The sequence below is a fragment of the Staphylococcus sp. NWU MK-U1 genome (genome assembly GCF_033283505.1).
In the GTDB taxonomy this organism is placed as follows: Bacteria; Bacillota; Bacilli; order Staphylococcales; family Staphylococcaceae; genus Staphylococcus; species Staphylococcus haemolyticus.
In genome coordinates this window covers 119,137-141,624 of record NZ_JAVSMG010000005.1, presented here as the reverse complement: position 1 = coordinate 141,624, position 22,488 = coordinate 119,137, and the positions used below count along the sequence as shown (strand labels likewise).

Annotated in this window: 23 protein-coding genes; 16 read left to right on the top strand and 7 right to left on the bottom strand. The window is 32.6% G+C overall.

Annotation, left to right across the window (positions count from 1 at the left end):
* Positions 1-9: 9 nt before the first annotated feature.
* On the top strand, positions 10-2,064 hold the full coding sequence (locus tag SBL16_RS08825; protein ID WP_107612062.1) for a DHA2 family efflux MFS transporter permease subunit: 2,055 nt from the start codon (positions 10-12) through the stop codon (positions 2,062-2,064).
* Between the two features lie 123 nt (positions 2,065-2,187).
* Here the strand turns inward: SBL16_RS08825 and SBL16_RS08820 are convergent, their stop codons facing one another.
* Positions 2,188-2,835 (bottom strand): hypothetical protein, encoded by a 648-nt coding sequence (locus tag SBL16_RS08820; protein ID WP_107612063.1) that lies wholly within the window; start codon positions 2,833-2,835, stop codon positions 2,188-2,190.
* 195 nt (positions 2,836-3,030) lie between these two features.
* On the opposite strand from SBL16_RS08820, the gene SBL16_RS08815 reads away from it, so the two are divergent.
* Complete coding sequence (locus tag SBL16_RS08815; protein ID WP_107634530.1) at positions 3,031-3,930, top strand: alpha/beta hydrolase fold domain-containing protein; 900 nt, start codon at positions 3,031-3,033, stop codon at positions 3,928-3,930.
* Between the two features lie 185 nt (positions 3,931-4,115).
* On the opposite strand, the gene SBL16_RS08810 is transcribed toward SBL16_RS08815, so the two are convergent.
* Entirely contained in the window at positions 4,116-4,511 is a 396-nt protein-coding gene (locus tag SBL16_RS08810) for a hypothetical protein (RefSeq protein WP_053016604.1), read from the bottom strand.
* Positions 4,512-4,513: 2 nt separating this feature from the next.
* Positions 4,514-4,990, bottom strand: a complete 477-nt coding sequence (locus SBL16_RS08805) for a thioesterase family protein (RefSeq protein ID WP_107613372.1) — start codon at positions 4,988-4,990, stop codon at positions 4,514-4,516.
* A 120-nt stretch (positions 4,991-5,110) separates the two neighbouring features.
* Between SBL16_RS08805 and corA the strand changes: the two genes are divergently transcribed.
* Both corA and fni read left to right on the top strand, forming a co-directional pair.
* Positions 5,111-6,058: a magnesium/cobalt transporter CorA gene (gene corA, locus SBL16_RS08800; RefSeq protein WP_107612066.1), complete on the top strand. Its 948-nt coding sequence runs from the start codon at positions 5,111-5,113 to the stop codon at positions 6,056-6,058.
* Positions 6,059-6,101: 43 nt separating this feature from the next.
* Positions 6,102-7,151 carry a type 2 isopentenyl-diphosphate Delta-isomerase gene (gene fni, locus SBL16_RS08795; protein ID WP_011275037.1) on the top strand — a complete coding sequence of 350 codons (1,050 nt, stop codon included), beginning with the start codon at positions 6,102-6,104 and terminating at the stop codon, positions 7,149-7,151.
* A 108-nt stretch (positions 7,152-7,259) separates the two neighbouring features.
* Here fni and gltS read toward each other — a convergent pair whose 3' ends face one another.
* Together gltS and SBL16_RS08785 are read right to left on the bottom strand one after the other, a co-directional pair.
* The gene (gene gltS / locus SBL16_RS08790; protein WP_037535854.1) at positions 7,260-8,471 is read right to left on the bottom strand and encodes a sodium/glutamate symporter; all 1,212 of its coding nucleotides are present in this window, start codon (positions 8,469-8,471) and stop codon (positions 7,260-7,262) included.
* Positions 8,472-8,758: 287 nt separating this feature from the next.
* Positions 8,759-9,367: a DNA-3-methyladenine glycosylase gene (locus tag SBL16_RS08785; RefSeq protein WP_011275039.1), complete on the bottom strand. Its 609-nt coding sequence runs from the start codon at positions 9,365-9,367 to the stop codon at positions 8,759-8,761.
* Between the two features lie 213 nt (positions 9,368-9,580).
* On the opposite strand from SBL16_RS08785, the gene SBL16_RS08780 reads away from it, so the two are divergent.
* The 4 genes from SBL16_RS08780 to SBL16_RS08765 all read left to right on the top strand — a co-directional run bounded on the left by SBL16_RS08780 (position 9,581) and on the right by SBL16_RS08765 (position 12,090).
* Complete coding sequence (locus tag SBL16_RS08780) at positions 9,581-9,778, top strand: helix-turn-helix transcriptional regulator (protein WP_037535858.1); 198 nt, start codon at positions 9,581-9,583, stop codon at positions 9,776-9,778.
* The gene (locus tag SBL16_RS08775) at positions 9,771-10,520 is read left to right on the top strand and encodes a hypothetical protein (protein WP_053018354.1); all 750 of its coding nucleotides are present in this window, start codon (positions 9,771-9,773) and stop codon (positions 10,518-10,520) included. The genes SBL16_RS08780 and SBL16_RS08775 overlap by 8 nt, the downstream gene beginning before the upstream one ends.
* A gap of 202 nt (positions 10,521-10,722) precedes the next feature.
* A complete protein-coding gene (locus tag SBL16_RS08770; RefSeq protein ID WP_011275042.1) occupies positions 10,723-11,049 on the top strand; it encodes a YnfA family protein in 327 nt (108 codons plus the stop codon).
* Between the two features lie 30 nt (positions 11,050-11,079).
* The gene (locus SBL16_RS08765; protein WP_107612209.1) at positions 11,080-12,090 is read left to right on the top strand and encodes an aldose epimerase family protein; all 1,011 of its coding nucleotides are present in this window, start codon (positions 11,080-11,082) and stop codon (positions 12,088-12,090) included.
* Between the two features lie 68 nt (positions 12,091-12,158).
* Here the strand turns inward: SBL16_RS08765 and SBL16_RS08760 are convergent, their stop codons facing one another.
* On the bottom strand, positions 12,159-12,812 hold the full coding sequence (locus tag SBL16_RS08760; RefSeq protein WP_107612208.1) for an MOSC domain-containing protein: 654 nt from the start codon (positions 12,810-12,812) through the stop codon (positions 12,159-12,161).
* Between the two features lie 161 nt (positions 12,813-12,973).
* Here SBL16_RS08760 and SBL16_RS08755 point away from each other — a divergent pair, with 161 nt between their 5' ends.
* A complete protein-coding gene (locus SBL16_RS08755) occupies positions 12,974-13,666 on the top strand; it encodes a ribose 5-phosphate isomerase A (RefSeq protein ID WP_037535869.1) in 693 nt (230 codons plus the stop codon).
* A gap of 97 nt (positions 13,667-13,763) precedes the next feature.
* On the opposite strand, the gene SBL16_RS08750 is transcribed toward SBL16_RS08755, so the two are convergent.
* On the bottom strand, positions 13,764-14,855 hold the full coding sequence (locus tag SBL16_RS08750) for a lysostaphin resistance A-like protein (RefSeq protein ID WP_317953728.1): 1,092 nt from the start codon (positions 14,853-14,855) through the stop codon (positions 13,764-13,766).
* A gap of 255 nt (positions 14,856-15,110) precedes the next feature.
* Between SBL16_RS08750 and hutG the strand changes: the two genes are divergently transcribed.
* The 7 genes from hutG to SBL16_RS08715 all read left to right on the top strand — a co-directional run bounded on the left by hutG (position 15,111) and on the right by SBL16_RS08715 (position 22,318).
* Positions 15,111-16,046: a formimidoylglutamase gene (hutG, locus tag SBL16_RS08745; protein ID WP_107612206.1), complete on the top strand. Its 936-nt coding sequence runs from the start codon at positions 15,111-15,113 to the stop codon at positions 16,044-16,046.
* A gap of 189 nt (positions 16,047-16,235) precedes the next feature.
* Entirely contained in the window at positions 16,236-17,417 is a 1,182-nt protein-coding gene (locus SBL16_RS08740; RefSeq protein ID WP_182703537.1) for a SulP family inorganic anion transporter, read from the top strand.
* Positions 17,414-18,550, top strand: coding sequence for an amidohydrolase (locus SBL16_RS08735; protein WP_317953724.1), 1,137 nt, complete (start codon positions 17,414-17,416; stop codon positions 18,548-18,550). The genes SBL16_RS08740 and SBL16_RS08735 overlap by 4 nt, the downstream gene beginning before the upstream one ends.
* A 119-nt stretch (positions 18,551-18,669) precedes the next feature.
* On the top strand, positions 18,670-19,551 hold the full coding sequence (locus SBL16_RS08730) for an SDR family oxidoreductase (RefSeq protein WP_037535877.1): 882 nt from the start codon (positions 18,670-18,672) through the stop codon (positions 19,549-19,551).
* Between the two features lie 77 nt (positions 19,552-19,628).
* Positions 19,629-20,240 (top strand): flavin reductase family protein, encoded by a 612-nt coding sequence (locus tag SBL16_RS08725; protein WP_107612204.1) that lies wholly within the window; start codon positions 19,629-19,631, stop codon positions 20,238-20,240.
* Between the two features lie 119 nt (positions 20,241-20,359).
* Complete coding sequence (locus SBL16_RS08720) at positions 20,360-21,655, top strand: Na+/H+ antiporter NhaC family protein (RefSeq protein ID WP_107612203.1); 1,296 nt, start codon at positions 20,360-20,362, stop codon at positions 21,653-21,655.
* 144 nt (positions 21,656-21,799) lie between these two features.
* Positions 21,800-22,318 carry an SRPBCC family protein gene (locus SBL16_RS08715; protein WP_037536110.1) on the top strand — a complete coding sequence of 173 codons (519 nt, stop codon included), beginning with the start codon at positions 21,800-21,802 and terminating at the stop codon, positions 22,316-22,318.
* Positions 22,319-22,488 lie beyond the last annotated feature (170 nt).

Sequence of the window (22,488 nt, the reverse complement as noted above, 5' to 3'; positions counted from 1 at the left end):
GGTCATAGAATGACAACGACCTTCATTGTTGGATATATTGTTTTAGCGGTCATTTTAGTTGGTTTAGTTAACGTTCTTGTGTTGAAATCACGTAAGAAGCGTAAGAACCAAGCTAGGGGACAACACGTAAATGAAGAATCTAAAAGTCAAAGTAATCCATCTAAATTTAAAATCAGTGACTTAGACCGAGATAAAGCGTTGAATCGTACGCAAGATTCTCAAAGAGACGATGATAAACAGCGTCACACGAACTCTGAAGATAGACACATTGAAAATGATAAACGAAAAAATCATTTCGAGAATGAACAAGATCAGCAAGATCATGTATCAGAGCAAATGCATCCTGAGCAAAAGCAAGCATCACATTCCTTACATTATGCTGATGATGCTACTGAGGATGACAAGCAAGATGATGATGTAAATAATCAACATCTACCTAAGGATTCAATTTATGAACCGATTAATCCTGATTCTCAAGAAGGACGTGTAAACGAACGTATTAAGAAACAAAAAGAAGATTTTGTTTTTGGAAAAGGGATTACAAGAAATAAAATTTTAGCAGCAATGTTGTTTGGTATGTTTATAGCCATCTTAAACCAAACGTTATTAAACGTTGCATTGCCTAAGATTAATACAGAATTCAATATTTCTGCGTCAACTGGACAATGGTTGATGACAGGATTCATGTTAGTAAATGGTATTTTAATTCCAATAAGTGCGTTCTTATTTAATAAATACTCTTATCGTAAGTTATTTATTATTGCACTTTTATTATTCACCATTGGTTCACTTGTCTGTGCACTTTCTAATAACTTCCCTATGATGATGGGTGGACGTGTACTACAAGCCATTGGTGCTGGTGTATTAATGCCATTAGGTTCTAACGTAATCGTTACAATCTTCCCACCTGAAAAACGTGGCGTTGCAATGGGAACGATGGGTATAGCAATGATATTGGCGCCAGCTATTGGACCAACTTTATCAGGTTACATCGTTCAAAATTATCATTGGAACGTTATGTTCTATGGTATGTTCTTCCTAGGAATTGCTGCAATGATATTTGGCTATTTCTGGTTCAGATTATATCAAAGAACAACAAATCCAAGAGCCGACTATCAAGGTATCGTTTACAGTACGATTGGATTTGGTGCACTATTATACGGATTTAGTGAAGCCGGTAATAAAGGTTGGGGTTCAGCTGAAATCGTAACGATGTTCATAATTGGTGCGATATTCATTGCTGCATTCGTCATTCGTGAATTAACAATGAGAGCGCCAATGTTAAATCTTGAAGTGTTGAAATCATCAACATTTACATTAACAACTATTATTAACATGGTTGTTATGATGAGTTTATTCGGTGGTATGATTTTATTACCTATCTACTTACAAAATTTACGTGGTTTCTCAGCACTTGATTCAGGACTGTTATTACTTCCTGGTTCATTAGTGATGGGTATATTAGGACCAATCACTGGTAAGCTACTTGATACTATTGGTTTAAAACCTTTAGCATTGTTTGGTATAGCTGTAATGGCTTACGGAACATGGGAACTTACTAAATTAAATATGGATACATCATATCTTCATATAATGAGTATATATGTGATTCGATCATTCGGTATGGCGTTTGTAATGATGCCACTTATGACAGCAGCCATTAACGCACTGCCACCAAGACTTATTTCTCATGGTAATGCATTCCTAAACACGATGAGACAATTGGCTGGTTCAATTGGTACTGCGATTCTTGTTACTGTTATGACGACGCAAACAACAAATCATGTTGGTGCGTTTACAGATGAATTAGATAAAACAAATCCTGTGATCCAAGACCACGTCCGTCAAATGGCGGCACAATATGGTGGTCAATCTGAAGCATTACAAGCTATCTTAAAATACGTAAATCAGCTTGCATATATCGAAGGCATTAACGATGCATTCTGGATTGCGACTGGATTAGCAGTCTTAGCATTTATTTTAAGTTTATTCTTAAAAGGTAAAAAAGGCGCTGATGCAGAACATGAAAGAATGATGCATGCAGAAAGTAATAAATTTAAATAAAATGATGTTGGGGGACATTATTTTTAAAGTATCCGTACACTTCTTTAAGTGTGATCGATACTTTTTTTATTAGAAAAAAGCCATTGTGACTAAATTATCGCGTCTACAATGGCAAAAAATATATTATTTGATTTTAGGATGGTTCGTTTTCCGATTTCTGAAAAAGAAACTAACAATTAATAAAGCTAGACTACATACTAATAAAATAAGTGCATTATGAATAGCATCCGCTTCACTAATAATTTGATTAGCAGAAACATTTAATGAGAAACTTTGTAGTTTATCAGCAATTCGTTGACCAATTACTTGTATTGCATATCCAAAATACAGTGACATGATTAATAATATTGAAATCACAATAAAATTTAAAATCTTTAATAAAGTTCGATTGAAGATAATAGTCAAAATAGTGATAACTAAACTTACAATTGTTAAAATGAAAAATGTATTAAAAACGAATACGAGACGATTGGCCACATCTTCAAGATTAGCTAATTGGCTTAAATTAATATTAAATGTACCTATTTGTGTAACCGTATTCTGAAAATCTTTAATCTGACCGTAACTAATGGGTTGATTAGCAAATGCTAAATTAAAGATAGGTTGTTTGTACATACTATAACCCGTAATAGCTACTAATATGAAAATTATGATTTGGATAATTAAACTCACCCAAGATCTTCTTTTTCGGTTGTTACGATTAGAACGAAGATAGTTGTGATTATCAATAGGAGGTCTATTATCATATTGTGTTGTTTTTCTTTCTGACACTTTTCTAACTCCTTTTCTATAATTCATTTGTTTTCTAAGATTGACTAATTTATACTGAATTTAATATGCAATTAACAATATTATATTAAATATTTAATCATGATTTTTTAGAACATAGTTTTCATTATATCGCTTTTTGTGCTTAATGTAATGACGTTTAAGTAATTTATTATTAATTAAGGTAGGTAGAATTTTATGAGATCACATATGGTTAATCGAATCATCAATCGATACTTACTGCACAATCGTTCAATAATGTTTGATAATGATTCAGATTTCGATAAGTTCATGGATAAAAGAAAAGATATTAATCAAGCGAAGCATAAACAACCTTCAAGTTTAAATGTTAAATCTAATTTAGATAAGTTGTCACACGATGATATGCAAGTATTTAGATTTAACTTTCGTCATGAAACAAAAAAGAAAATTCTCTATATTCATGGTGGTTATAATACGTTACAACCCTCACCATTTCATTGGAGATTTATGGATAAACTTGCACTTAGTACGCTTTATGAAGTTGTGTTGCCAATTTATCCTAAAGCACCAGAACACAATATTCAAGACACATTTAAAGCAATCGATGGGATATATCAATCTTTATTAGAAGAAGTGGATGCCAAACATATCGTTATTATGGGAGATGGTACTGGGGGGGCATTAGCACTAAGTTACGTTCAACAACTTGTGGCTAATAATCAACCATTACCTAATAAAGTTTATCTACTTTCAACAATGTTGGATGCAACATTGACTAATCCTGAAATTACTGAGGATTTAAGCAATAAAGACCGTTTCGTCAATAGGGATGGTTTGCAACGTATATTCAATGTATGGACGCAAGGAGAAGCACTAGCTAATCCATTAATATCACCAATTTATGGACAACTACACGATTTACCACCTATCGTTATATTCGGTGGTGGCAGAGAAATTTATCATCCAGATATGAAGCGTTTTGTATATAATTTGGAGGAAAAGGGACAACCAGTTCAATTCTTTGAGTATCCGAAAATGTTCCACGATTTCCCTTTATTCCCTATACGTGAGTCACACAAAGTAATTAAACAAATCACTAAGACGATTGATGCATAATTAACATCAAACAAAACATAGCTTGATAAAAAAAGTACTCTAAGTCTATTTAGCAGATATGACGTAGGTAATTGAACTGAGAAGGGCATTTAATTGGTCCTTCTCAGTTCTTTTTGTTGAAGATGAGTTCTCGTCTTCTGTCACTTCATATCATGAAATATGAATAACTTCATTGTTCTAAATTTTTAAATTAAATTTTGAACTTTAGTTATAACCGTTTGTTGACCTAAGTTATGATAATAATTGTCTATGCCTTGTGCCAAATCTATTTGAGATACGTCTTGTTGATTTAACAAATTCACTAAATTCGATGATAAGTTCGCAAATTGACTTGCATAGTCATTTAATAAGCGTTTCAAAACTTCTTCATTTTCCTCTGATGCAACGATATTTTGTAATGCTTCAATAGCCTGTTTCTGTCCTTGATAATAACTAATATTAAATGCTCTTTTAAGCAATTCCTGACTAGGACCATTCATAAATAATTGTTTCGTACTATTGAGTTCTATTAAGTTTACTTTAAGCTCATCATTTAAATCATATAATAATTCTAATAGTTGATTGCGGAATTGTGATACCATTTTTAGTTCTCCTTTTTAGGTATTCCTATTTGATGACCTAATTGTTTAGGCCAATCAATAGTACCTTGGTGACTATAATAATTAGCAATGCTTTGATGATAATCACTTGGAAAAGGATCAGACTTACGTTTGTTACTATCAATTCCCATCATGATCACTTCGTTAGTTGCAGCTAGTTCACCTTCATCTGTATAAAGCATTAAAAAGAAATGTACACGCTTATAATCATAATCATAAATATAAACTTCGATTCGGTAAGCTGAATTAAGTGATAACTCTGCTAGATACGTCGTATGTTCTTCTAAAGTGAACATTGTGTATTGAAGTACCTCACGTTCCTTTAAAGAAAGTCCATGCGTGTAGTTAAATTCATTTACAGCTTCACTAAACACTTTATTATATTCTGAGTCATGCATGTGGTTGTTATGATCAATTTGATTTGCTTCTACTACTTTATTAATAATTACAGGATTACTCATTACTAAAGACCTCATTCATATATTGATAATTCTATTTTACTAAATAAAAATAACACATACACATGATTTAATTCATGGTAGAATGAAAGACGTATGGTTATGTAGGAGGTAAACGTAACAATGACTATGACAATTCGATATCAAACTAAAAATCAATCGCTCACTCAAGTTGATAGTGTGAAGGAGATTCCTGAAACAGCAACAATTGTATGGTTTGATTTTGAAAATGCAACACAAGCAGAGAATGATTATTTAATCAGTCAATTTGAATTTAACTATTTAGAGTTAGAAGACGCCATTACAGGTGTGCCACGTGTAAAATATAAATCCTATGAATCATATCAATATTTAGTATTTCACAGTATGTACAAAGATGATTTTTCTCCAATTTCCTTAAATGTATTTTTAAGTGAGAGAGTACTTGTTACATATCACCACAAACATTTTGAATCGTTAAATGAAGTGGCAAAAATGAATGCACAACATCATGATCCAGACTTGGATTGTGCAGATATAGTGATACATATTTTAGATATGATGGTTGATAAATATTTTGAATTCGTATATACAATTGAGGATAAAACATATAACTTTGAAGATGCACATGTAGATGATACTCAAAGTAAAAAAATAATGGATAATGTTTTTCAAATTAAATCTGATTTAATCAAAATTAAAAGGGTATTATTCCCTATGCAAGAATTAGTTAATACAATTAAAACTGAAGGTAATTTGATTGTAGATAGTAAGCATTCGATGTATATTCAACATATCGATGACCATCTAATAAAGCAAAATAATATCATAAGAACATCACAGGAGATGGCTAATGAAATAAGAGAGAACTTCGAATCTTATTCATCATTTCGAATGAATAGTATCATGCAAGTATTAACATTGGTTTCAGTCATTTTCTCACCTTTAACATTTATTGCAGGTGTCTATGGCATGAATTTCGAATATATGCCAGAACTTAAATGGCAATATAGTTATCCAATTTGTATGATCGTCATGTTAATTATAGCTATTGCATTGATTATCTTTTTCAAAAGAAAAAAATGGTTCTAATATAATTGAAACTTTATTAATTTAAGCAAAGGTAGGTATAAAGATGAGTGACTTTCAAAGAGAACAGAGGAAAAATGAACATGTTGAAATAGCAATGGCTCAAAGTGATGCACCTCAATCAGACTTTGATCGAGTAAGATTCGTGCATCATTCAATCCCTAGCATAAATGTAGATGAAGTAGACTTAACAAGTCGAACAACAGATTTTGATATGACATATCCTATTTATATCAATGCGATGACAGGCGGCAGTGAATGGACAAAACAAATTAATGAGAAGCTTGCAGTTGTCGCTAGAGAAACTGGATTAGCAATGGCTGTAGGCTCTACACATGCCGCTTTGAGAAATCCTAAAATGGCGGAATCATTCAGTATTGCACGTCAAACCAATCCAGAAGGTATAATCTTTAGTAATGTTGGTGCCGATGTTCCTGTAGATAAAGCCGTAGAAGCGGTTAGTTTATTAGATGCACAGGCTTTACAAATTCATGTGAACGCACCACAAGAACTTGTGATGCCTGAAGGGAATCGTGAATTCTCGACTTGGTTAGATAATGTAGCAGCTATTGTTCAACGTGTTGATGTTCCAGTTATTATTAAAGAAGTTGGCTTCGGCATGAGCAAAGAATTATATAAAGATTTAATTGATGTTGGTGTTACATACGTTGATGTAAGTGGTAAAGGTGGAACAAACTTTGTCACAATTGAAAATGAGCGTCGTTCAAATAAAGATATGGACTATCTTGCAAATTGGGGACAGTCAACTGTAGAGTCATTGCTTGAAAGTTCAGCTTATCAAGATTCACTTAATGTCTTTGCTAGTGGTGGTGTACGTACACCTCTAGATGTTGTTAAGAGCCTAGCATTAGGTGCTAAAGCTGTAGGTATGTCTCGACCATTCTTAAATCAAGTTGAAAATGGGGGCATTACGACAACGATTGAGTATGTTGAGTCATTTATTGAACATACGAAATCAATTATGACAATGTTAAATGCGCGAGATATTAGTGAATTAAAACAAAGTAAGTTCGTTTTCGACCATAAGTTAATGTCATGGATTGAACAACGTGGTTTAGACATTCATAGAGGGTAATAATGAATAGGTTATTCAACCATAATTCGCATTAATAAATTACACAAATAAAGCAAGCTGAGAGTTTGGACTCCCAACTTGCTTTTTTATAATGCATAATATAAAACTTTAGTTTCCAAAAATATTCATAAAGCCCATAACGATAGGTACACCTGCTAAGTCAATTAAGAAGGCTCCAACTATAGGAACGACAAGATATGATTTTGGTGAACTACCATATTTTTTAGTAATTACATCTAAATTTGCCATCGCGTTTGGTGTAGCCCCTAAACCATGACCTATAAACCCACCAGCCATAACAGCAGCATCATAGTCTTTACCAAGCACTCTAAATAGTATAAAGAATGCAAATAATGAAATAAACACGACTTGAACTAAAACGATAGCGATAAGAGGTAATGCAAGTGAATACACTTGTGTAAGTTGAATACTCATCAATGCTAGTGATAAGAATAAGCCTAGAGCCACATCACCAATTTGATCATTCAGTTTTAAATCGATGAGTTGTATGTTCGCATATTCCGATACATTTCGAATTGCAACTGCTACAAACATTGAGCCTACATACATAGGTAAACTTTGACCAGTTAAATTAGAAAATTGATCGCCTATCCATGTACCTACTGACATGCACAGTGCAATAATTGTTAATTGTATAAAAAATACTTGTGTAGGTTGATATTTACGATGTAGCACTTCATTAGATTCTACTTTACTATAATCTTTAAACGAATCATCGCTGTTTTCAGGTTTTAGGTTATAGCGTTTAATGAGTGCCTTTACTAATGGTCCACCAATTAATCCACCAAATACTAAGCCTAAAGTTGCTGCTGCAAGTGCAGCTGTGATAGCTGAATCAATATTAAAACTTTCTTCGAGCGTTTTACCATAAGCCGCTGCATTCCCATGTCCACCTTCCATTGACATTGAACCAGCTGTTAAACCTAACAATGGTTTAATATGTAATACTTTAGCTAATGAGATACCAATGAAATTTTGGCATATTGCCAGAAATGCACAGCATACAAAGTAAAGTATTAAAACTTTCCCACCAATTTTAAATAATTTAAAAGATGCACCTAATCCAATAGTAGTGAAGAATACCATCATGAAGAAATCTTGAATAAAGCTAGCATCTAATTTAATTTGAATAATATTTAAGGTATCTAAGACTGCAACTAGAATTGCAAATAATAATCCTCCTATAACGGGAGGTGGTATACAAATTCTTTGTAAAAATGAAACGTGCTTGACGACGAATTCACCTAGTAAAAATAAAAGACAGGCAAGACATAGTGTTGTGACCGCATCTATTTCCATTTTTATAGCCCCCTTTATAAACGAGTTTAAAAATTTAAAATAGCACTTCTTGTAAGCGCTACAAATCCCCATATATAACATTATACATATAAAAAATATAGATTTCTAGGATAGGTATTATAGTTTTTATATAATACGAAATTTTAATAAGTTTATAAAAAGATAAAAAAAGAATTGGAATATTAATTTGTAATATCTATGAAAATAGATCTGTTGATATTAAACAATTTAGAAATAGTCATAAAGGCCCATTTTAAGGAATAAGATTTCTAGAATGTCTATTTTCTTTATTTCCAAGTTTCATCTGGATTTAGGCAGTCTGATTTACGTATATGTGAAACAAATGGATTACCTTTAACTGTGTATCGCAACGGTTTATTAGTCCAGTCGCCTTTATTCGGTATTCCAATTCTAGCACTTTCAACAATGTCCCTAGGGTATTTACGGTGTTTAGTATCAATGGATAAGCGACAATCATTTAATGTGGCACCATCAATTGCTCTAGGTATATTAAACGCTTTTGTCCATTTTCCGGGTCCATTTGTTAATTCATATCCTGACTTATTACGATTATGTTTCATCATTTCAATGCCATCTAAAGGTTCAATAGCTCGAATCAGTACTCCTTCAGGGACACCTTCGTTTTGAGTTACGAAATTCACTAATAAATGTGTGTGCATCACATGTCCGTAAATGGTGCCGCCTCTTTTATAAAGTGAAGTCACTTTTGGCGTTTGCTTACCTCCAAATCCATGAGCCGCTCGATCTGTAAAACCTAAATAAGCTTCTGTTTCAACAATATAGCCACTATACGTTTGAAATTCGTCTTCATATATGACTTTGACACCTAATAACGCTTTAGCGGTTTCAGTCGTTGGTCTTGATACAAAATCCACATGAACACCTTCCTTCTCTTGAAAATTTAATAACTGATAATTAAAGCTGATGCTTAGACTGGTATAACAGGATTAAAATATATTATGATTGCAATTATAATTGAAATTAACCAAGAATTTAAAGACTTAAATATAAGTGTCATATATATTTGACGATATTAGCATTATATCGTTATGATGAATAATATGGGATGTTGAAAGAAGTGTGGAGATATGAATAAAGTTAAAGTTTATCGTGGTGCGAAGAAGATTTCGCAATTAGAACTTGCACGATCAGTTGGAGTATCACGTCAAACCATTAACATGATAGAGAATGATAAGTATAATCCGTCATTAAAATTATGTATTAATATAGCTAAGACGCTAGGTGTTACTTTGAATGATTTATTCTGGGAGGTAGAGAATGACTAAAAATGATGAAGCTTTGCAAGTAGAAAAAATTACATTGCAAGCTAAACTTGGCATTTTAAGTTTAAATTTCTTATGTGCCATCATTGCTTTTGCAATGTTCAACGACTTGCAACGGCAATTTCTTTCACCATTTTTTATTGGTAGTTTATTACTTTTAATTGTTATTGTTTGTAAATTAACAATTCATTCAGAAACAGTTGATGATATTCATATTTATGTACATGACTTTAGCGATAAATCAAAACTAAATCGTCATTCTAAATTAAAAAGAATTGTTTATCTTATTCTGTGGATAGTTTATATGGTTCTCATCGCTAACATAATAACACCGAACATTAATCATACAAGTAACTATGAATGGGTGTTTGAACCGAGTGGGCTTATTTTAGGAGTAGGTGTAGTTGTCGCACTATGTATGTTTGATGATAAGCGAATTAAATATACAGAAATGGATACCCCTACCATAGAGAATCGTGGTGCGTCACCTAAAGGTGTAATAGATTTAATCCCAAATTATAGATATGCAGATGAACAACAGAAATTAGTCATATTAAAAGTACATGCGACTAATTTTATCTGGATGACAATCGGATTAACTATTGTGTGTATCATTGATATAATCATCGAATTAATCATGCAACAAATGCCATTGGCTGCTTTCATTACAATCATAGTCATTGTCGTTGAATTATTGATTCTCAAGCTTAAAAACAAACAAATTCGCAGCACACTTCATGAATAAAAGTGTTACGCAAACGCTGTCTATTAAAAATTTTAATAGATAGCGTTTTCATTTTTTAATTTATATAAAATCTATGGAATATTAATAAAAAAAGTGTAACAATATGTATGTGAAAAAGTCAGTGCTTAAAATTTAAATAGATAAAGGTATCATTGCATTGATACAATGAGGATAACTTTATTACAAGTTGGAGGTCATTTCAATGCTCTATTCAATCTTTATCTTTTTATTAGCAGGTCTCTGTGAAATTGGTGGTGGCTATCTAATTTGGTTGTGGTTAAGGGAAGGACAATCAAGTTGGTTGGGATTTATAGGTGGCGTTATATTAATGATGTATGGTGTCATTGCAACATTCCAGTCGTTTCCAACTTTCGGTCGTGTTTATGCTGCTTATGGTGGCGTGTTTATTGTAATGAGCTTAATTTGGGCGTATATTGTCGATAAACAAGCACCTGATAAGTACGATTTAATTGGAGCATGCATCTGTATTATTGGTGTATGCGTTATGATATTACCGAGCAGAACCTGATTAAGCGTGTTTAAGAGGGAGACGTAAGTAATGATAGTTGAAGTAGAAAAGCAAAGACATGGTATTGACTTAATTAAAATTGACAACGATGAAACCAATATTGTATTCACAAATTTCGGTGCGCGCATCGTATCATGGAAGTACCATGATAACAACATTGTATTAGGCAATAGAGTTGAAGCGGATGAGTTTTATCCATCAAATCCGTATCATTTCGGTGCTACTATCGGTCGCTACGCTGGACGTATTGGAAATGCCGAATTTCATTTGAACGATAAGGAATATCAATTAGAAGCTAATAATAACGTACATCACCTTCATGGTGGCAGTAATGGTTTAGATAAAAGACTTTTTAATTACGACATTCAAGATAATATCACGAATATTAAGGTTACTTTTACAGTTCAACTAAAGTCAATGGAAGATGGGTATCCAGGGGATATGACTATTAAAGTGATACATACTTATGACGTCGAACACCGTTGGACAGTAGAATATGAAGCACAGACAAATCAAGATACATTATTTAATCCAACTAATCATGTTTATTTTAATTTGAATAGAGACAATAATGTTATAGATAATCATAAAATTAAGAGTGAGCAATTAAATATGTATCCAATTGATCGAAACAACCTTATTAAAAATACTAGTTCAATTGATTTGTTAGCTATCTTTAAAACAAACAGTATATCTTTTAGTGATATTTTTAACTCTGATAATGAACTACTTAAAGAGCAAATTGGTTCTAGAAATGGATTAGATCACCCTTTTGATGTTGGAAATCAACAATTTTTCATTGAAAATGATGAGTTTCAATTAGATGTTACGTCATCTATGCCAAACGTTGTCATCTATACATTTAATGATACGAAAGATTGGGATAGTGATTTTAATATTTATAAACCACATTCAGGTATATCTCTAGAAACACAATTTTTACCTAATGATATTAATTTGTATGGTAATAAAGCAAACTCTATTTTAAAAGCTAACGAGCATTTTTATTCTAAAACAACTTATCATATATCAGAAAAATAAAGTAAAAAACATTAAAGCGGGTACATCGTCAGTACGATTTATCCGCTTTATCTTATGCTAAATAGAATTTATTTCATTGCATTATCATATAACTTTTGTAATTTAGCTAAACGCATTTCAGATAAATATGGATTTTGTAGCGCATACTTCAGTCGAGATACATTTTTGCGATTATTATAGTAAATATCGTTAAGCTCTTGTACAGAAAGTCGAGTTGCTTCATCTGCCAACTGAATTAATTCTAAATCATCATCTTGATCTACATATCCTTCTTGTAACACTCGAAAATAGAAGCCTGTTTTTCCACTAGTAGACATTCTTTTAACTAAGTCTTTTATACCGTACTTTGTTTGAATTTTCCAACAAGGTTCTCTTATTTCAGATACCTCTAAAATTGCTTCACCTAAACGATATTGATTTCCAAAGAACACGTCTGATTCATCTAAATTTTCCAAAGTTAAATTTTCACCAAACATTGCGTAATCAGGAAGCGTATTTAAATCATTTTTATACATTTGATAATGAGATTTGCTAAAACAGCATACTGCTTTATGTCGACCACCATGGTCTTTATATGCCTGTTCATCATCAACAAATCCAGTTCTTGATAACCACATTGTTTCAGAAATAGGAGGTTTATTCAAAGCGGACAACATTTCTCTCTTTTGACCGTAATCTAATTGTTTAATTTGTCCTACTGAAATTGCACATACTGAAATCATATTTATTGCCCCCCTTAATTAAAGTGTTAAGAAAAATTCTACTATATTAATAATTAAAATATAAGAAAAATGATAAAATAATTTCCGATATTGAACTAGGTATTTGTTTGAACGTCATGTAAAATAATGAGTGAGTATATTTGAAAAGGGGTCACAGTTAAATGAAAGATTCTAAAGAACTTAAAATCATGACAGTAGATGATGCTGTAGCTCAAATTGAAGATAATATGGTGCTAGGAATTGGAACGGGTAGTACTATTGAATTGCTTATTCCAAAGCTCGCTGAAAGAATTCACAAAGAACAATTAAATATCACTGGCGTGTGTACTTCTAATAAAAGTGCATTTATTGCAAAAAAACTAGATATTAATGTTGTTGATATTAATGATGTTGGTCATGTTGATTTAGCAATTGATGGTGCTGATGAAGTGGATGATAATCTCAATTTAATTAAAGGCGGTGGTGGAGCGCTATTTCGCGAAAAAGTAATAGATGAAATGGCTCATCGTTTTGTAGTTTTAGCAGATGAAAGCAAGCTCGTAAATTACTTAGGTGAAAGTTTCAAACTGCCAGTAGAGGTGGATAAGTTCAATTGGTTCCATATCGCTAAAAAAATTGAAGCTTATGATGATATTATTACAGAGCGTCGAATGAGTGATGATGTACCATTTATAACGGATAATGGCAATTACATTTTAGATTGTCAGTTAAATAAACAGATTGATCCATATCAATTTCATGAGTATTTAATTCATCTAACAGGCGTCTTAGAAACTGGATATTTTTTAGATATAACAGATCAAGTTATAGTAGGTACACAAGATGGCGTTAAATTCATAAACAAATCTAACTAAAATAAATAAAAATAAGCCAGAAAATGAACTAAGAAAAATTCATTTTCTGGCTATTTGTATGTGCACTTAGCCTTCATAAGAAGGCGTAATATAAGCTTTACTTCTCAGTTTTATGACTAGATGTATCTTTCATTTGATCTATTTCATCCTTAGCATCATCAACTACAGATGAACGTCTATCTTCTTTATAAGATGTGTTCTCTTTAAGTTTATCATTTGAAGAATCAGTTTGATTCTCAGACTGTGATTTATGTTCAACATGATCTTCATTAAGTTGACTCTCAGTGAAGCTGTCTTTTTTATCGTTATGTTCATGATCTTCAGACTTTGTTTCATTTGAAGTAGATGTATCGTCATCATTCATATGGTCTAAATAATTATTAGGTTCAACTTCATCAAGTGAACGATTAGTTGTTTTATAAACAATAAATCTAATAATTAAACTTAAAATGATAAAGATAATGCCGACTAACGTCGTACTTAATGCGATAACTTTCATTGAGAATAGGTCGCCAGTTTCTTCACTAAATAAGAATACTTGTGCAAATGACATTGTTGCATGGAATAAGAGAGCGATATATATCGTACGTCCTTTAGTTGCGCGTATGAGTTCACCAATAATAATTGAGAACATGAAAGTATAAAGGAAATGGTATCCTGCATATTCCATTCCATATGTCGTGTTAGCGGCCCATATAGAATAAATCAAACCGACAATGATTGAAGCGAAAAATGTATTAACTTTGTTTTCTACAATATTTTGTAAATAAGAACGGAATCCAAACTCCGCAAAAAATGCCATTAAAATATGACCAATAATAATTCTAGGAACTGATACAGATAAATCAGTTGCTTGTAATAAAATAAAACTATCGGCAAATGTGTTAAAACTAAACATGCCAATCATGAAAATAACTAGCGGTAAAATCAATGCTAGTAATATACGTTCAATGACTCTAATATCAACTGAAAATTTTAATCCAGCTAATTGAGCACGTTTATCTTTAAATGCAATAATACAAACAATTGCTGCGATAAACGGTGCAAGATCAGTAATATCAAATACAAAACGTTTAATACCTACTGATGCTTGAAAATCTCGTAGGATTAATGATAGCGCCATCGTGACAACGAAGAATACGAAGATAGTTAACGCCCACTGAAATCCTGATATACGATTCGTCTTCATTTATGTAACCTCCATTAGGGTAACCGTAAAAACTCTTTCTTTAATATTATACATATTACAAGGCCATAAATAAATTGTCCATTTTAAATATCATTAAAATGTAATAGTCTTGAATTATTTTTATATGATTGAAAACAATTTTTAATGTCTTAAATTAATTTGAAAAGGGTAACCATAAATATAAACAAATGGTAACGATAAATCTCATTATGATGTAAGATAATGCTATAGAGTAAATAAATAGGAGGCAACATAATGTATACACAAGGTAATCCAAAACTATGGACTGGTCGTTTGGATAGTGAAACAGATCCTAAACAGTTTAGACATTTTCAAACAGTTAAGTTCGCTAATTTGGAAAATATGGAAAACGTAAGTGATAAGACAGGTGTTGGTCTCTTAGGATATGCCGTTGATAAAGGTGTTGAAAACAATAAAGGTAGAATCGGATCAAGGAAGGGACCAGATATCATAAAACATGAATTCGCGAAACTTCCAGATTTAAGTGAGTGCGAAATGTTGATTGATTACGGTAATGTTGAACATACAAGTAATCATCTTAGAGAAACGCAACAAGAGATGGCACAATTGTCTGCTAAAGTTATTAAGCAACATAAACAGGCTTTTTTAATTGGAGGTGGCCATGATATTGCATATGCACAATATTTGGCTACAAGAGAAGTCTATTCAGATGCTTCAATTGGAATTATCAATATTGATGCTCATTTTGACACACGTCCTGATGAGCCACCTACATCTGGCACTATGTTCCGAGAAATTTTAGATAATGACGAAAATGTCGATTATCTAGTTTTAGGCTTGGCTCAAGGTGGTAATACGCGTGCGTTATATGATTATGCAAAAGATAATAATATTATTTATGTGTATGCGGAGGAACTTTTACATCAAGTGTCACCGACTATTAAAGATAAAATAGAAAGATTTATTCATGACCATGATACGATTATGTTTACCATATGTATGGATGTTATTGACAGTGCGTTCGCGCCTGGTGTAAGTTCACCTAGTGTATTAGGATTATATCCTCATTCCGTATTTGAAATAAGTAAGCGTGTAATATTAAGCGATAAGGTATCATCAATTAGTATTGCAGAAACTAACCCAGACTATGATGTTGATAATCGTACGTCAAAGTTAGCGGCGAATCTAATTCACCATTTCCTAGTTTAAAAAGTAGAATTAAATTGTCGTATATGACTCTGAAAATAGAAGATAACGATAATCTTTAAAATTAAATTCAAACATGAAAGAGTAGAACGTTGAATTCGCGTTGAATTCTGTTCTACTTTTTTAATTACTTTTAATTGATAGAAAAGTTTGACAATTATGTTACGATATAAATAATTAGGGAGGTAATGGATGGTGATGAAGCGGTTAAGTTATAAGCAACAATGGCTTGGAGATATCTCGCAAAATATAATGGCAGGTATCTTAATGGGTTTAGCACTACTCCCTGTGGCTATAGCCTTCTCATTTATTGTTCATATCAGTCCTACGATAGGGTTAATGAGTTGTGGATTAATGATGTTATTCATTAGCTTTCTTGGAGAACGAATAAGTATGGTGTCTGGACCAAGTAGTGGTATTTCAATAGTAGGTGCACCACTAGTAGAACAATACAATATTCATTACTTAATAATGGCCACACTTATAATGGGCATCATTCTAATTATCTTTGGCATGTGTCACATAGATAAGATCCTTAATCATATTCCAGATACTGTTGTTATTGGCTTTATGAATGCATTGGGCATTCTATTACTTACAACGCAAATAAAATATATTTTTGGTATAACTACTGCGACTTATTTAGTAGCAATCGCTACATTTCTAATAATTTATTTATCTTCAACATTTATTCGATTTATACCAGCTCCGCTTATAGCTATAATCGTCGTGACTATAGCAAGTTATTTTCTTAAACCGAATGTTCAATTAGTCCACGATTTAGCAGAAATTCGACTTACCTTTCCTAAAATTTCTGTTTATACAGAACTTTTAAACTTACATGCATTAAGTATTATTACGTTATATGCATTAACCATGTCTATTATTTCCGTAGTACAAACAAATCTTACAAATGAAATGATGGATGTAATTACACAAAGTCACTCCAATAAAGACCGAGAAGTCATTGGTCAAGGGTTAGCTAATTTGTTTGTCGGGTTATTAGGTGGATATGGTTCAAGCGCCTTAGTAGGTCAATCAAAATTTAATTTTAAAATGGGTGCTACTACGCGATTAGCCACATTCGTTACAGGATTATTTCTTCTCTCATGCGTCGTTATTTTAGGACCGATTGTAGGTTTTATTCCTATGGCAGTGTTGGCTTCGGTATTAATTACAATATCAATGAATACATTTGATAGACGTACGTTTAAACATTTAAAAGAAGCACCTATAAAGCATAGTATCGTAATGTGCATAACAATTATTTTAATATTAATGTCACACAATTTAGCTATAGGTGTCGTTATAGGCACACTTATTTATTATGTCATTCACTTTATTTTTACAAAGAAAGGAAGACCGTCGCTATGACAACTTACAATGATTATGTTAAATGGAGACGCACATTTCACCAATTTCCTGAAGTATCTCAGAAAGAATATGAAACAACTAAGCGATTAAAACGCATATTACAAGCTTATGATATAAAAATCATAGATTATCCTTTAGAAACAGGGCTTATAGCTGAAATAGGACATGGTGAACCTTGTATTGCTGTTCGCACAGACATAGATGCTTTACCAATTACAGAGCAAGTTGAACATGAATTCACCTCAACAAATGAAGGTGTGATGCATGCGTGTGGCCATGATATTCATATAGTAAGTATTCTAGCCATTGCTACAAATTTAAAAGAACAAGAAGATAAGCTTAAAGGGCGCGTGAAATTTATATTTCAACCTGCAGAAGAAACGGGATATGGTGCCAAAGCGATTGCAGAGACGGATGTATTAGACGATGTTAAAGCGATATTAGGTTTCCATAACTATCCAACTTTAAATATTGGAGAATTTGCAATTAAATCTGGACCAATCACATCGGCAGTAGACCGTTTTGAATTTAAAATTCACGGTAAAGGTGCACATGCTGCTAAACCAGAACAAGGTAATGATCCAGTCATGGTACTTGGTCAATTAATAACAAGTTTACAAACGATTGTAAGTCGAAATCTATCAGCTTTTGATAGTGCTGTAGTAACTATTGGAGAAGTATCGTCTGGGAATACATGGAATGTGATTGCTGACCAAGCATATGTCCAAGGTACAGTGCGCTCATTTAAGCCAGAGGTTCAAAATTATATAGAACAACGATTTAAAGAGATTGCTAAAGGATTAGAGGCATTGTTCAATGTCGATATAGAAGTTATATATACTAAACTGCCAGGAACAGTTTTTAATGATGCATACTTAACTGAGCAAGCTAAGGAAGCTGCTCAAAAGGTAGGTTATCAAATCATAGAATTAGAGAATCCATATACTATTGGCGAAGATTTTTCTGGTTTACTAGCTAACCATCCAGGGGTATTTGCGTTTATTGGTTCTAATAGTAAATACGATTTACATCATCCAAAGTTTGATCCAGATGAGCGTATACTTGAGAAAGTCCCTGAGTACTTTATAACGTTGATTTATCAATTGCTTGACGACACAGCATTTAATGAATAATCGATGTTTCATTTAAGAGTTTGATTTGTGTAGCTATATTACAATTTTTAAAATGTGATTTAAAAAGCATGATGAACGGGTAAACATACACTAAACATGTTTTAGGAGATGAGTAAATAATGGGTGCACAAGATCCAAGAACAAAATTTAAAACATCTGATTATGAAAAACAAGAACAAGAACTACCTGGACTTCAATCTGAACTAACACCACAACCTGACTGTGGTGAAACATCGTATGAAGGTCATAACCGATTGTTAGATTATAAAATGCTTGTAACAGGAGGAGACTCAGCAATAGGACGTGCAGCAGCGATTGCATATGCCAAAGAAGGGGCAGACGTTGCAATAAACTATCTTCCAAGTGAAGAACAAGATGCTCAAGAAGTTAAAGCTGTCATTGAAAAAGCAGGACGTAAAGCTGTATTAATACCTGGAGATATTCGTGATGAACAATTTAACTATGATTTAGTTGAACAAGCGTATAAAGAATTAGGTGGTTTAGACAATGTGACATTAGTAGCAGGCCATCAACAGTATCACGATAAATTAGAAGAGTTCGATACACAATCTTTTAAAGAAACGTTTGAAACAAACGTATATCCAGTATTCTGGACAATTCAAAAAGCATTGGATTATTTACAACCTGGTGCGTCAATCACTACAACATCATCCGTTCAAGGTTATAATCCAAATCCATTGATTCATGATTATGCAGCATCAAAAGCAGCGATTATCTCATTAACAAAAAGTTTCTCTGAGCAATTAGGGGAGCAGGGTATTCGCGTTAATTGTGTAGCACCTGGTCCATTTTGGTCTCCACTTCAAATAACAGGTGGTCAACCACAATCAGCGATTCCTCAATTTGGTCAAGACACGCCATTAGGTAGAGCCGGTCAACCTGTAGAGCTTTCAGGCACATATGTATTACTTGCTTCAGAGGATTCAAGTTATACGACTGGTCAAGTTTTTGGCGTCACAGGTGGCATCCAAATCAATTAAATATCTCAGAATATAAATCCAACGCAAGGGTTTCAAAAAAGACTCTTGCGTTTTTGTATTGAAAGGAGTGGATTACAGTGAAACATATTGATCCTAATCAACTATCAGATATCCAAAATTATAAACTATTAAGTGGTTCAATCATACCAAGGCCAATAGCATTTGTTACATCTTCTGATAGCGAAGGACATGTAAATGCTGCGCCATTTAGTTTTTTTAATATAGTTAATAATGCGCCACCTATGATTGCTATTTCGGCACAGAGAGCAGGAGGAAAGCGTAAAGATTCGGCAATTAATATAGAAAACTGCCAATCATTTGTAGTGCATGTTACAGATGAAGATAATGTTGAGGAAATTAATAAGACGGCTGCATCTATTAATCCTAAAGATAATGAACTTGATTTAACAGAACTCAATACCATCTCATCTGATGTGATTGATATTCCAGCTATAAAAGAAGCTAAAATTAGATTTGAATGTCAACTTGAACAAATGATTTTATTAGGCACTGAAGATGATGGTGCTGATTTAATTATTGGAAAAATTGTTAAGTACCACATACAAGATGATGTGTATTTTGGTGATAGTAAAATTGATGCGAAACAATTAAAACCAGTTGCCCGTTTAGCAGGTAATGATTACGCTAAATTAGGTGAGCAATTTACAATTGAGCGTCCAACTAATTGATAATTTAGACATTAACTATGGTTTTAATATGTAATTTTCATAAAACTTTATTGACGTTATGACAGTAATCTTGTAACTTTAATAATAAAATTATTTTTAAAAAGGAAAGTAGGTTTAGTATGGAGGAACAAAGAAAAGGCAATGCATGGGCGTTACTTCCATTAGTATTATTTATTGCATTGTTTTTAGGTGTAGGTACCATTACAGGTGATTTCACTAATATGCCTTTAAATGTAGCTATCACGATTACTGTTATTGTTGCTTTAATAATGAATAGGAAAGAAACATTTGCTAACAAAGTTGAAGTGTTTACAAAAGGAGCAGGTCATTCCAATATCATTTTAATGGTATTTATATTTATATTGGCTGGTGCTTTCTCAACTACCACTGAAAAAATGGGTGGTGTTGAATCAACAGTAAATCTAGGTTTATCATTGATACCTCAAAATTTAATCATCGTTGGATTATTTGTAATTTGTATGTTTGTGTCAATTTCAATGGGTACCTCTGTAGGTACAGTTGCTGCATTAGCACCTGTTGGATTTGGATTTGCACAGGCAACTGATATTCCAGCAGCGTTAGCAATGGGTACGGTTGTAGGTGGTGCTATGTTTGGCGATAATTTATCGATGATTTCAGATACTACCATAGCTGCTGTTCGAACTCAAAAAACAAGAATGAAAGATAAATTCAAAGTGAATTTTTGGATTGTACTACCCGGAGCAATATTAACAATTATTGTCTTATTCTTCCTTACTAACGGTATCTCAATAGATCACTCTAAAAGCTATGACTATAATTTAATTAAGGTAATCCCTTATGTACTAGTATTAGTATTAGCGCTTGTAGGGGTAAATGTAATCATTGTGTTAATCGGTGGTACGTTATTATCAGGTGCTATTGGCTTATTTGATGGTTCTTTTGGTTGGAAAGGATTACTAAATGCAGTATCAGAGGGTATTATAGGTATGGAAGACATTGCAATCATAGCAGTGTTAATCGGTGGTTTAGTTGGAATTATTCAACATAATGGTGGAATTGAATGGTTATTAAATTTTGTTCGTTCTAAAGTTACAACTAAACGTGGTGCTGAATTTGGTATTGCTGGTTTAGTGAGCGCAGCTGACATTGCAACAGCTAATAATACAATTTCAATTATTATGTCAGGTCCATTAGCCAAAAATATTGCAGATGAATATGATGTTGATCCACGTAAATCTGCAAGTTTATTAGATATATTTGCAGGGTGCTTTCAAGGCTTTTTACCTTATAGCCCACAAGTGATAGCTGCAGCTGGCGTTGCAAGTATTTCACCATTTAGTGTAATGCCTTACTGCATTTATTCATTTTTATTAGGGATATGCAGTATTATAGCTATTATATTAAGATACCCTCGTGTTAAAGCTAAATCTTAAAGTAAAAACAAATAACAATAATAGGCTTATAATAAGCATTTTTAATAAGAAAAATTAAAATAATTAAACATTTTAATAGTTCAAAGTTTGGAACTGTATTGAAATGCGTTAAAATAGATATAAGAGTGAAAGTAGGTGAAACAAGTGGCAAAGTATAATGTTGAGAATGAACATGTTGAAATTCATATCGAACGTTTATTAAAATACTCACCAGAATTAGTATATCAAGCTTGGACGGATGCTGACTTATTAAAACAGTGGTTTATGACATCTCAACGTACGAATAAGTCAATTGATGTAGATATGACTGAAGGTGGCTCATATCGCATAGTTGATTCACGTAATGGACGACAAAATATTATTCAAGGTACGTATCAAGAACTCGTTGACAATGAGTATATTAAAATGACAATTGGTATGCCTGAATTAAGTGATCAAGAGGATGTCATTGAAGTTGAATTTGAAGAGCGTGAAAACGGTGGCACACAAATGTTTTTCTTTTATCAGTCATTAGTTGAACGTGAACGACGCTTAACAACATTAGAATACAAACAAAAGAAAAAGGAATATCACGATTCTACTGTTCACGGTTTAGAATTGATGTTTGATAAAATGCATCAAATACTTGAACAATATGTAGAAGACAATAATCTATTAAAATAAAAACTTAGGCCTTTGCGTGAATTCACGTTAGCAGTCTAAACTTAGAAATTTGATATCAATATTACCAAATATCTAGTCATTCTTACTAGGGTGGATACCCCAACAAGGAGAGTTTACAAAGACAACCTCATTGTTGGGGTTTTGATGTGTTAATAATTAATCAGTACCGC